Consider the following 12,020-nt stretch of genomic DNA (forward strand, 5'->3'; position numbering starts at 1 on the left):
AGGCATCATGACCCTGACCTTCGACGCGTCGCCCGGTGTTGATGATGGCGCGGCGACCGTCTCGATCCGGGCAAATCGTCACTTCGGGCCGGGCAAGCGGCTGTTCGACATCCTGCTGTGTCTGGTGATCCTGCCGGTGGTAGCACTCGTGACCACGGTTTTGTGGGCCTTGGTGCGGGCAGATGGCGGCCCCGGCTTTTTCTGCCAAACCCGCGTCGGGCGTGGCGGGCGGCCGTTTCGCTGCTGGAAATTGCGCAGCATGGCCGTGGATGCCGAGACGCGACTGACCCAGCTTTGCGCAGACGACCCGGCGCTGGCCCGGGAATGGCACAACCGCCAGAAACTTGAAAACGACCCCCGCGTTACCCGGATCGGCGCTTTTCTGCGCCGCACCAGTCTGGATGAATTGCCCCAGATATGGAACATCCTGCGGGGCGACATGAGCCTTGTCGGCCCGCGCCCCTTCATGCCCAGCCAGGAACGGCTTTACGCCGAGGCCGGAGGGCGCGCCTATTTCCTGATCCGTCCCGGTGTGACCGGCCCATGGCAGGTAGATGGCCGCAGCACCACCCGATTTGTCGATCGGGTGCGGTTCGATGAAGGCTATTACGCCAGCGCCTCGGCCCTCACCGATCTGGCGCTGCTGATCCGCACCGCAGGCGTGGTGGTGCGGATGACCGGACGCTAAGGCGCGTCTCAGATCTCGGCGGGGTCGGCGTAATCGGCATAGCGCGCGGCGTCGCGCCCCTGTGGCTGATGGCTCAGCGCCGTCAGCAACTCGGCCCCCGGCGCCATCACCTCCGCCAGCGTCTGAACCGCACTGCGCAGATCGCCCTGCCCGGTCGAGGCAAAGCGCACCGTCATCGCCACCGCATCGCCATGCGGCACCAGATAGCGCGTGTCCACCGCAGCCAGAACCGGCGGCGCATCGACGATGACAATATCGAACACCTCGCGCGCTGCCTGGATCAGCGCCACAAACACGTCGGACCCCAAGAGCTGATCTGTTTCGCGCTGCGCCCGGCCTCGACCGGGGATCACCGCGGCGCCCGTCAACGGGTCTTGTGCCATCAGCGTCGCGGTCAGATCGTTTTCCGAAGGATCAAGCAGATAGTCGATCAGGCCCCGATCCGGCACCAACCCGATCAACGCATGAATCGAGGGTTTGCGCAGATCAGCGTCGATCAGAAGCACCCGGCGCTGCGCCAGCGCAAAGCCCCGCGCCAGCGCAAGGGCGGTGGTGCTTTTGCCCTCGCCCGGCAGCGCAGATGTCACGATGATGGTCTGACCCATGGCACTGCCCGCCCGCTCCGGCCCCTGTCGCAGCGACAGTTCCAGCGCCGCCCGCAGGCGGCGGATCGCCTCGGCATAGGGTGACAGCGGGGCCAGCACGACAGTGTCGGCAACCGAAGCCCCGCCCTCCTGCCTGCGCGGCATCTGCGGAACAGCCGTCGCCACCCGCGCCCGCAGCACATCGCGCAACTGGCTTTCCGAGGTGATGCCCCCCAGATGATATTCGGTCAGCACCGCCAACCCGATGCCCAACCCCAGCCCCGCCACCAGCGCCAGCACCAACACCATTGCGGGTTTCGGAAAGCTCGGCTCTATCGGCGCAAGGGCGGGCGAAACCACCCGACTGTCGGCGATCTGCACAGCGGCCTGCATCTCCAGTTCGCGGATGCGCGACAGCAGCATCTGATACTGGCCGCGGGCAATGCCCGCCTCTTGCTGCAACTGATAAAGCCCGATCAGAACCTCGGAGGGCAGCGCCCCATCGGCCAGAACCCCGCGCAGTTCGGCCCGCGCTTCGCGCTCGGCGCCCGACAGCGCCACGGCGGTTCCGGCGATGCCGTCCAGCGCAGCGGCCGCACGGCGCGCCTGATCGGCCTCCAGCGCGGCCAGCGCGGCGGTCAGATCGACCGCCTCGGGGGTGTCGGGGGCCACACCGCCCAGTCGCCGCTCCAGATCGACGCGCTGGCGTTGCAGGCTGGCCAGCGCCGCATCGCCCAGCCGCGCGGTCAGCCCTGCCCAATCTTCCTGCTCCAGCGCCAGACGGGCCGCGCCGGCCTGCGCCTCGGCGGTGCGCCGTTCAGCCTCCAACGCCTGAATCCGGCTGCGCAGCGCGGCAAGGTCTGTGCGCCCGCCTTCGGCCTCGATCCGGGCCAGATTATTCTCGATATAGCCGTCAATCGCTGTCTCGGACGCAGTCAGCGCCATCTCGGCTGTTGCGATCTGGCCCTGCAACTTGTCGCGCGCCGCCAGCGCCCCCGCGACCTTGGAGGCGACCTGCGCGTCGATATAAACGGCGGTCAGCGCATTGGCGAGCGACGCGGCCCGGTCGGGGCTTTTCGCGGCGACGGAAACCGCGATCAGATTGGTCAGCCCGCGGCGACGGATCGTGACGGCATCGCTCAGCCGGTCCAGCACCACATTGGCCAGCGCCTCGCCGCCGGGGCTGTCGGCAGGGGCAAGGCCCAGCGCCAGACGCAGCTTGTCGCTCAGCCCAAGGCGGGGACCAAATTCAGGGTCAACGACAAGCTTTTCATCGCGCACCACGGCCAGCGCGGTGGTGGGGGCGCGCAAGATTTCAACCTCGCTTTCCACCCGCGCATTCTCTGACGCTGCCGAGGGGGCGGGTTCATCCGCATACAGCAGCGAGCGTTTGCCGGTATCGACCATCACCAGCGCTGTGGCGGTATAAATCGGCGGCACCAGCGCCAGAAAGGCCACCGCCAGCCCCAGCGCAAGACCCAGCGTCACGCCGATCAGCCCCAACTGCCGACGCAGCAAGGACAGGGTCGATGACAGATCGAACGTCTCGGGTTGCATAAACACTTGGTCCGGCGTTTTCGGATGAAATGCAATCTTAAATTGTATAATGCACCCGTTTTTCGGGTGATGGCTGCGACAGACCCAGAGCGATCAGTGCCAGCAACATCAGCAGGTTGGCGTGGATTTCCAGGCTGAAATCGACCAGCGCATGAACCGCCGCAAGGATCAGCGCCGCCAGCGCGGCACGGGGCAAGGCCGCATCAGGCCCGGCGCCGCGCATCTGCCGCAGCAACCGGCGCGCTACGGCCAGCGCCGCCAACATCGGCAGGCTGCCCGCGATCAGGCCCAGTTCAACCCACAGCGTCAGATAGGAGGAATGCGCATTGTCCCACAGCCGGGTGGAGGCAAGCGGCGGGCGATGCACCAGCTCAAACGCCGGTGCAAAGGCATCCAGCCCATAACCCGCCAACGGCCGTGCCGCGATCAGACCCAGGGTTTGACGATAGACCTCGGCCCGCGTCGCAACCGCTTCGGCCAGAAACACCGCGCGATCCAGCACGCCGGCCGACAGCGCCAGCACGCCCAGCAGCAGCGCCCCCAACCCCAATGCGGTAACAAGCCGCCTCGGCTGCCCGGCCACCACGACGGCCAGCCCCAGAATTGTGGCAAACACCCCCATGCGTGAATCTGTGCCCAGCAGCGCCAGCAACACCAGCCCAAGGCACAGCCAAAGCCCAGCGCGCCGCATCATCGCCGCCCCGCTGCGCGAGGGATGGTTCCGGCCCCGCGCGGGCAACAACGCCAGCCCCAGAACCGCACCCATGCCCAGAAATGTGGCGAAGGAATTGGGGTTGGCAAACGGCCCGGCAAGACCACCGCGCGCATCGCCGGACGGTCCCGCGATCAGCGCCAAAACCGCATGGATCACCACTGCGGCAAACAGCGCCCACCCGATCCGGCGGGCAATCTGCGGTGCGGTGGCGACCTCCAGCATCAACGCCAGAAACGCAACCGCCCCGGCCAGTCGCAACAGCCCCGTCAGGCTTGCCTCGGGCACAAGGCTGATGGTGCGCGGCAGCGCGGCGCCGATATCTGGCAGCGCCAGCCAGCCTGCGGGCAGATAGGGGGCCAGCGGCAAAGTCTGGATCATGCCGAACGCCAACGCCAGCAAGACCGGCCCGATCACATCCCCCAAGGCCGCAATCTGCAGGCAGCGGCCTGCATGAACCAGCCGCAGGGCGAGGGCCGAAACCAAAAGACCGCAAACCGCAGTGCTGGCAAGCCAGACCGCCGCGCGATTGCCGCCCAGCGGCAGCGGCATGATCAGCACAAGTGCCACCAACGCCACCGGCAGCGCGGCAGCACGCCACCAAGGCGCGCGCAGATCGGCGGCCGGACGGGTCATGGCATCGCCCCATCCCGCCGCAGGGCACCCAGAAACGACCGTTGCGCAGCAACCGGCGCCGCCTGCGTCACCTCAGCCAGAAGCGGGCGCAGCGCAGCCACGCGCTGATAGTGCTGCGCAAGCAAAAGCCGCCCCGAATGCGTCGTGACAAGCACTCGCGCATCGGCCTGCAACACCCGCCGCGCCTTGGGCGACAGCGCGGCACACCCCGGCGCCGCAAGGTCAAAACGGCGCTGGGCCAGCCAGCCCTCTTGCGCGGCGGCGCGATTGGCACGGATCAGCGCCGCCTCGAACACCGCGTGGTCCTGCTGCGCCAGCGCCACCTCGGCCACGATCAGATGCGCCAGTCCCAGCGTCGGGGCCGTCGCCAGAACTTGCCCGGCAATCGCGCCGCAATTTTTCCCAACTGCCGTTCGCCGGGCCGCCGATTGCACCGCCGCCAAGGGGCCGCGCAGCGCGCGGTCACACCCCTCCAGCAGCAGCCTTGTGCCGCGCAGCGAGCCGGGCATCGGGGGTGGGCCTGCCGCCAGCCGCTCAATCTGCTGTGGCGGGGACATTTCGCCAAAACGGATCGCGGCATATTCGGCGCCAAGCCGCTGCAAAGCCGCCGCCGCGACCGCAAGGCTGGCCACCGCGCAGAACAGCGCCGCGACGGTCCCGGTGCGGGCGGGTTTGGCATTGGTCTGGCATCGGATTCCATTGACCGGCGGCATTTCGCCCCCTTGGGCGTATTCGAAATTGACGATGATCCTGCGGTATACTACCTTAGGTTGTGAAATTGAGAAAGCTGTAACCGAAACCCCCATGATCATGCCACTGCATAACCTGCTGCTTTCGGTGTCGGCTCTGGTCGCGGCCAGCCTGGCCCACCCGGTTGCCGCCCAACCCTTCCAGATTGACCAGGCCGCGCTGGCAACCGCCTGTGGGCAGGGCGGATGTGCAGCCCAGGTTTCGGCGCAGATCGCGCAGATGCGGGCCGCGGGGCTGGACGCCGCCGCGCTGAACTCCGGGCTGGGGCAGTTGGCCGCGGTTCTGATCGCTGCGGCGCAGGCGGCACCGCAAGACACCGTCGCTGACTATGCCGCGGCGCTGGCCGTTGTGGCCAACGCCTCGACCGAACCGGCGCAGGCAGCAGCCATTGCCGCGGCGGCGCAGGCGGTGGCCAACAACGCCGCCGCCACGATCGACCTTGAAACAGGCGTCGCTGCCAGCGCCGGCTGACCGCGCAGTTAGGGCGGGCATTCGGCGATGCCGAGGCGCAACAGATCGGCGCCACGAAACTCGGTAAAGCCCACGGTGATGTAGCGGCCCTCCCGCAGATACCAGCCGCGCAACGGTTCGGGATAGTGCCGCGCGATCAGTTGCGACCAGTATTCAAAGGCCTCGGGCCGCAGACCGATGCCGGGCCTGACCGAGCCGGGGCCGTGAAACCCCAGCAGCGCCCGACGGCTGACGCAGGTGTCGGGCAAGGCCAGATACATCGTGCAAGATGACCAGCAGGCACCACGGATCTGCACCCGCGCCCCCTGAGCGCGCAACCGGGCCACATGCCGGGCGCGGGCGGCAATGCTGCCGCCGCTGTCCTGCGTGATGCGATAGACCCGCGCCGGGGCAGCCCGCCCGACCGGATCGGCCCAGACCGCTGGCGGGGCGATCAAGGCGACTGCCACCACGGGTCCGGCGCACAACAGCCTAAAGCCGCGCGAAAACCGCGCCTGCCAGCCCATTATGATGCCCCCTCATTCCGCATTCGGCAGCGCGCCTCAGCACCCGCCGATAACGGCCAGAGCAAAACATGCTCGGGTTAAGGAATGGCTGAGGGCCGGTCAGGCCCGGACCCTCGCCCCCAGAACTGGCGATCAGAACTTGGCGACGAGGTTGAGGAACGCGCCCTCCTTGCACCCCTAGATCAGCCGCAGGTCGTCGGAGACATCGCCCCACTGATAACCCGCCCCGACCTTGAAGTTGTTGCCGACGTACCGCCAGCCCCCGCCAGCGCACCGGTTTCGGTCACGCCGGTATCGCGGCAATCCATCCGCCGGGCTTCGATCATCACATCCCAGTTGTGGACAACGTGATAATCAAGCCGCACCACCCACAGATCGGCGGTGCTGTTGATGAACAGATCCGAACTGCGGTCGGCAATCTGGGCCTTGCGCAGGCCATATTTGGCACCCAGCGTCAGATCCTTGGTCAGGTCATAGTTCACATCGACCGAAAAGATGGGGCTTTTCTAGAGCGGACCGCCGGTGTCGCCAGCGGATATTTGCGGTCGGTATGGGCAAGGCCGATTTCGGCCGTCCACTGATCCGACAGCGCATATTCCAGCGCAACCTTGGCATCGCTGCGGCGTTTGTTCTCGGCATCCTTGAAGTTCTGGTTGGCCAGCCGCAGCGCGCTGCGATCGCGGATCTCGACTTCGGTTTCGATCCCCCAGGCGGTCTGGGTGGTATCGATATCAAGCCCGCCGTTATCCGAGAACGAGGCCCCGAACCCCGGCCCCTCGCTGCGCGCAACATCCAGTGAAAGCCACGTCGCATCGCTGCGCCGCAACAGGATATCTGCCCCGACAACCCGGTTGTCGGCAACGCCGGTGGTTTCGCTCTGCGCCGAAAGCCCCAGCCGCAGCGCATCATTCACCCAGCCTTCCAGTCGGGCCCCTGTGGAGATGCCGTCCACATCGCCGGTGGTGGGCACATATTCATAGTGCGCCACCAGATTCACATCATACTGTCCCAGCGGGCAGTCGGTCAGCAAGGCGCCCCCGGCCGAACCCGACAGTGGCCGCGTCAGGATCACCACACCGACGAAATACTCGATCTCGTAATCTGTGCCCGCCACCAGCGTCTGACGCCGCACCACATGACCCGAAACCGGGTCGCGCCATTCCACCGTCAGGGTTTCGGTGCCTGCCAGAATATCCTGACGTTTCAGAAAATAGCTCGATCCGCCCGTGCCACGCAGATTGTCACGTTGCATCAGCCGGTCGGACTGGGCTGCAAAGGCCGAAAACTTCAACCGCGGCGCCCCATGCGCGGTCTGCTGCATCGATTCATGCACGACCTGCGCGCCATAAAGCGTGCGGTCCGACCGGACCAGCCGCGATTCCCCGTCAGACGCCTTGAAGTCGCCCGACATCACATGCGAGCGGTCTTTTTCAACCTTCAGATAGAATTTGCCCGAGGTCGGCGCATCGTCGTAACTGATCGGGTCGTCGCCGCAGCCCCGTCGCCCACACGCACCTCATGCGCGCCGGGCGGCAGAATGCGTTGCAGCACGAACCGGCCGGTGGCATCGGCCTGCGCCGCCTCGCCCATGACCGGCACGGTGCCGCCGGGGGTCGCGCTGCCCGTTACCGTCACGGACCCGCCGCGCACCGCAATACCGCGGCGGGCGGGCATGTCCAGATCCTCCCCCGGAGCGATGATCGGGCCGTCCAGCGCCACAGCGGGAAAATTGGCAGCGGTGCGGTTAAGCGCCTGATGGTGGGTTTCGTCAAACCGTCCGCCCGCATCATAGACCCGCAGGGCAAACAGCATCTCGTCGGCGCCAACCGCAGGCATCGTCCAGCCTGCCGTGCCGTTCGGCGCGACCGGCACCACCGCCAGCCCCCGCGAAGACCGGTCTCGGTCCAGAATGCGAATCTCGGCGCGGTCGATCCATGCCGGATAGTTGGTCGAGGCGCGAAAGCTGACAGCCTCGCCCGCGCGATATCCCGATTTCATGTCAGAGGTGACAACCGCCAGCCGCGGCCGCACACCCGGCGCAACCGGAACGCCGTCAGGGTTTGCCGATGTGGCGGTGCCATCCTTGAGCAAAGTGATCCGGAAGGTGATGCGGGGATTATTGATCGGCATCAACCGCGCGCGAATCCTCTGATTCGCAGGATTGAATTCAAGCGATGCGGGCGAGCCAGAAATAGTCAGCACCCGGAACACCGCATCGACCGGGTTGGCGGCGAGGTCGATGGTCACATTATCGAACAGATACCTGTCAGAGGTCGAGATCGCACCGGCACTGCCGGTGTCCGTCAACTGGGTGCGCGGGCGCAGGAAAAGGTCGGTCGGGGTGCATTGGCCCGAATGGCCGGCACAAATTTATTCATGCTCCACCGCCTTGCGCCTTTTTGTCACCAAAAAGGAACTGCCCACGTTCACGGCCATGTCTTGAGATCACGGCATCCCGCGCACAAGCCGCACTCGAATTTGATGCCTTGTTAACGATTTGTTTACGTCTGGAATGTGTGAAAGAAAGCGCAATCGCGAGGCGCGACACCCCGATAAAGGTTTTGAGGCGGCGCAGGGCGCGGCGCCGAATCGCAGCGTTTCGGCGCCGATGCATCGCCTATTTGCAACAACGGATGCGCCGCTGCGGGGAGAGGTGATCTTCACACCCGACAGCCACGAACTGGCGCAACATCCCGGACGGCTGGGTTCACCGGCTATGACGATGAGGTCGCTGAGAGTGACACGGCCACCGGCCGGTGCGGGCGCAGGCTGGCCCATCCTTACCCACGCCGCGCCGTCTGAGTCCTCCCAACAAAATCACGCGCAAACCGGAGAAAATACGCGCCCGGCGGCAAACCGGCCGCCCCATCGCAGCCCGCATCAACACCCAACCCCCTGAAACCGAACCGCAATCTATGTTTTGCAGCGCGGAAATTTACAGATTTTGCCTGCTTATTGTAAAATAATTAACAAAAAAAATCAATTTACAAAGGGGCTTACATGGAAAGTGGCAATCGGTTTACAAGATGTAACAGAGAATTGCCTGCGGCCAGCGCCGTCGGGCCGACGTGGGCGATATGCCCGCGGCTATGCAAGGGGGGATGTCATGACGGCAGCTTTGGAACAATCCGCAACGCAACCGGAACTGCGCGAGGTGCCGGCGGGGTTTGAAAACGCCCATGCCGATCTGACGAAGTATCGCGCGATGTATGCCGAATCGATCGCCGATCCGGACGGGTTCTGGGGCCGCGAGGGCCAGCGGCTTGACTGGATAAAGCCCTATACCAAGGTCAAGAATACCGATTTCACCTTTGGTCAGGTCAATATCAAATGGTTCGAGGATGGCGTTCTGAACGTCGCCTACAACTGCATTGACCGGCACCTGCCGACCCGTGCCAACCAGACCGCGATCATCTTTGAACCCGATGATCCGGCGACCCCGGCGCAGCACATCACCTATCGCCAGTTGTCGGAAAACGTGAACCGTATGGCCAACGTCCTGCTGAGCCAGGGCGTGATGCGCGGCGACCGTGTTGTCATCTACCTGCCGATGATCCCCGAGGCGGCCTATGCGATGCTGGCTTGCGCCCGGATCGGCGCGATCCATTCGATCGTGTTTGCGGGCTTCTCGCCCGATGCGCTGGCCAACCGCATCAACGATTGCGGCGCCAAACTGGTGATCACCGCCGACACCGCGCCCCGCGGTGGTCGCCGCACGCCGCTGAAGTCGAACACCGATGCCGCGCTGCTGCACTGCTCGGACAAGGTGCGTTGCCTGGTGGTAAAGCACACTGGCGATCAGATTCACTGGATGCAGGGCCGCGACGTTGACCTGAAGGCGCTGATGGAACACGCCAGCCCCGAATGCCCGCCGCGACCGATGGGGGCGGAAGACCCTCTGTTCATCCTTTACACCTCGGGTTCGACCGGCAAGCCGAAGGGGGTGGTGCATACCTCGGGCGGCTATCTTGTCTATGCCTCGATGACGCATCAATACACGTTCGACTATCAGGATGGTGACGTGTTCTGGTGCACCGCGGATGTGGGCTGGGTCACCGGCCACAGCTATATCGTCTATGGCCCGCTGGCCAATGGCGCCACCACGATCATGTTCGAAGGCGTGCCGACCTATCCCGACGCGGGCCGTTTCTGGGAAGTCTGCGCCAAGCACAAGGTCACGCAGTTCTACACCGCCCCTACTGCTATCCGCAGCCTGATGGGCCAGGGCCCCGAATGGGTTGAAAAGCACGACCTGTCGTCGCTGCGCGTGCTGGGCTCGGTGGGCGAGCCAATCAACCCCGAAGCCTGGGTCTGGTATGACCGCCATGTCGGCAAGGGCCGTTGCCCGATCGTCGACACCTTCTGGCAAACCGAAACCGGCGGCCACATGATCACACCGCTGCCGGGTGCCACCGCGACCAAGCCGGGTTCGGCCACCACACCGTTCTTTGGCGTCAAGCCCGTGGTGCTTGACCCGCAGACCGGCCGCCGCATCGGCGAAACGGAATGTGACGGCGTTCTGTGTGTCTCTGATAGCTGGCCGGGCCAGATGCGCACGCTCTGGGGCGACCACGAACGGTTCCAGGAGGCGTATTTCGGCCAGTATAGGGGTTATTACTTCACCGGCGACGGCTGCCGCCGCGATGCCGACGGCTATTACTGGATCACTGGCCGCGTCGATGACGTGATCAACGTCTCGGGCCACCGGATGGGCACCGCCGAGGTCGAAAGCGCGCTGGTCGCCCATGCGCAGGTGGCCGAGGCCGCAGTTGTGGGCTATCCGCACGACATCAAGGGGCAGGGCATCTATGCCTATGTCACGCTTATGAACGGCGTCGAGCCGAGCGAGGAACTGCGCAAGGATCTGGTGAAATGGGTTCGTACCGAGATCGGGCCGATCGCCTCGCCCGACCTGATCCAATGGGCGCCGGGCCTGCCCAAGACCCGCTCGGGCAAGATCATGCGCCGCATCCTGCGCAAGATCGCCGAGAATGACTTTGGCAGCCTCGGTGACATCTCGACGCTGGCCGACCCGTCGGTCGTGCAGGATCTGATCGACAACCGCATGAACCGGGGCTGAGCGTGGCTGCGGTTCGGGAGGAGACGGCAGCCAAGACCGCCCGCGTTCTGATCCTGCTCGGCCCTCCGGGGGCGGGCAAGGGCACGCAGGCCCGGCTGCTGGAAGAGGGCTTTGGCCTGATCCAGTTGTCCACCGGCGATCTGCTGCGCGCCGCGGTTGCGGCGGGCACCCCCGCGGGCCTTGCCGCCAAGTCGGTGATGGCGGCGGGGGGGCTGGTGTCTGACGACATCGTGCTGGCGATTCTCAAGGATCGGATGGCGGCGCCCGATGTGGCCGCCGGGGTGATCCTTGACGGCTTCCCCCGCACCGATGTGCAGGCGGCGGCGCTGGATGATCTGCTGGCCGCATCCGGCCAGCGCGTCGATGCCGCAATCAGCCTTGACGTCGATGACGAGGCGATGATCGCCCGCGTCGCCGGGCGTTACACCTGCGCCACCTGTGGCGAGGGCTACCATGACGATTTCAAGCGGCCCCTTCACGACGGGGTTTGCGACAAATGCGGCGGCACGACGTTCAAGCGCCGGGCCGACGACACTGCCGAAACGGCGCGAGAAAGGCTGAAAGCCTATCACGCCCAGACGGCACCGCTGATCGCGCATTACGAGCGCCTTGGTGTTCTGCAACGGGTCGATGCGATGGCGTCGATCGACAAGGTTGCCGAAGACCTGGGGCAGATCGTGGGCGGGCTTCTGGCGGGTTGACGGGGAAGGAAGGGCGGCGTCTTAGGGCGTCCGTTCTTTGGAGGTAACAACAGGGAGTTACGCAAATGGCGGACAAATCTTCGTCCAATGCCTACTGGAAAGCGAACATCCGGATCATCCAGATATCTCTGGTGATCTGGTTCGTCTGTTCCTTCGGCATGGGCATCATCCTGCGTCCGATGCTGAAAGGCATCAACGTCGGCGGGGCCGATCTTGGCTTCTGGATGGCTCAGAACGGGTCGATCTATGTGTTCCTGGTTCTGATCTTTGGCTATGCCATCGTGATGAACCGGCTCGATCGCGCCCATGGCGTTGAAGAATAAGGGAGAGCAGGG

Annotated in this window: 12 protein-coding genes; 5 read left to right on the forward strand and 7 right to left on the reverse strand. The window is 65.2% G+C overall.

What is annotated here, in order from left to right:
• Positions 1 to 7 precede the first annotated feature (7 nt).
• Positions 8 to 688, forward strand: coding sequence for a sugar transferase (locus C5F46_RS06375; RefSeq protein WP_107324529.1), 681 nt, complete (start codon positions 8 to 10; stop codon positions 686 to 688).
• Positions 689 to 696: 8 nt separating this feature from the next.
• Here the strand turns inward: C5F46_RS06375 and C5F46_RS06380 are convergent, their stop codons facing one another.
• The 3 genes from C5F46_RS06380 to C5F46_RS06390 are packed head-to-tail and all read right to left on the reverse strand — an operon-like array spanning position 697 to position 4,890.
• Positions 697 to 2,829 (reverse strand): GumC family protein, encoded by a 2,133-nt coding sequence (locus C5F46_RS06380; RefSeq protein ID WP_107324530.1) that lies wholly within the window; start codon positions 2,827 to 2,829, stop codon positions 697 to 699.
• 37 nt (positions 2,830 to 2,866) lie between these two features.
• Entirely contained in the window at positions 2,867 to 4,177 is a 1,311-nt protein-coding gene (locus C5F46_RS06385) for an O-antigen ligase family protein (protein ID WP_107324531.1), read from the reverse strand.
• Complete coding sequence (locus tag C5F46_RS06390) at positions 4,174 to 4,890, reverse strand: hypothetical protein (protein ID WP_107324532.1); 717 nt, start codon at positions 4,888 to 4,890, stop codon at positions 4,174 to 4,176. Before C5F46_RS06390 ends, C5F46_RS06385 begins: the two co-directional genes overlap by 4 nt.
• A 91-nt stretch (positions 4,891 to 4,981) precedes the next feature.
• Between C5F46_RS06390 and C5F46_RS06395 the strand changes: the two genes are divergently transcribed.
• Positions 4,982 to 5,398, forward strand: a complete 417-nt coding sequence (locus C5F46_RS06395; RefSeq protein WP_107324533.1) for a hypothetical protein — start codon at positions 4,982 to 4,984, stop codon at positions 5,396 to 5,398.
• An 8-nt stretch (positions 5,399 to 5,406) separates the two neighbouring features.
• Here the strand turns inward: C5F46_RS06395 and C5F46_RS06400 are convergent, their stop codons facing one another.
• The 4 genes from C5F46_RS06400 to C5F46_RS06415 all read right to left on the reverse strand — a co-directional run bounded on the left by C5F46_RS06400 (position 5,407) and on the right by C5F46_RS06415 (position 8,211).
• On the reverse strand, positions 5,407 to 5,904 hold the full coding sequence (locus C5F46_RS06400) for a hypothetical protein (protein WP_107324534.1): 498 nt from the start codon (positions 5,902 to 5,904) through the stop codon (positions 5,407 to 5,409).
• 182 nt (positions 5,905 to 6,086) lie between these two features.
• Positions 6,087 to 6,386 (reverse strand): hypothetical protein, encoded by a 300-nt coding sequence (locus tag C5F46_RS06405; protein WP_107324535.1) that lies wholly within the window; start codon positions 6,384 to 6,386, stop codon positions 6,087 to 6,089.
• Complete coding sequence (locus C5F46_RS06410; RefSeq protein WP_107324536.1) at positions 6,383 to 7,315, reverse strand: hypothetical protein; 933 nt, start codon at positions 7,313 to 7,315, stop codon at positions 6,383 to 6,385. Before C5F46_RS06410 ends, C5F46_RS06405 begins: the two co-directional genes overlap by 4 nt.
• A 26-nt stretch (positions 7,316 to 7,341) precedes the next feature.
• Positions 7,342 to 8,211 (reverse strand): hypothetical protein, encoded by an 870-nt coding sequence (locus C5F46_RS06415; protein WP_107324537.1) that lies wholly within the window; start codon positions 8,209 to 8,211, stop codon positions 7,342 to 7,344.
• Positions 8,212 to 9,010: 799 nt separating this feature from the next.
• On the opposite strand from C5F46_RS06415, the gene acs reads away from it, so the two are divergent.
• The 3 genes from acs (at position 9,011) to C5F46_RS06430 (ending at position 12,008) form a co-directional block, all read left to right on the forward strand.
• Positions 9,011 to 10,984: an acetate--CoA ligase gene (gene acs, locus C5F46_RS06420; protein WP_107324538.1), complete on the forward strand. Its 1,974-nt coding sequence runs from the start codon at positions 9,011 to 9,013 to the stop codon at positions 10,982 to 10,984.
• 2 nt (positions 10,985 to 10,986) lie between these two features.
• A complete protein-coding gene (locus tag C5F46_RS06425) occupies positions 10,987 to 11,685 on the forward strand; it encodes an adenylate kinase (RefSeq protein ID WP_107324539.1) in 699 nt (232 codons plus the stop codon).
• 65 nt (positions 11,686 to 11,750) lie between these two features.
• A complete protein-coding gene (locus C5F46_RS06430) occupies positions 11,751 to 12,008 on the forward strand; it encodes a DUF4212 domain-containing protein (RefSeq protein WP_107324540.1) in 258 nt (85 codons plus the stop codon).
• Positions 12,009 to 12,020 lie beyond the last annotated feature (12 nt).

The sequence above is a fragment of the Phaeovulum veldkampii DSM 11550 genome (assembly GCF_003034995.1).
Classification (GTDB): Bacteria; Pseudomonadota; Alphaproteobacteria; order Rhodobacterales; family Rhodobacteraceae; genus Phaeovulum; species Phaeovulum veldkampii.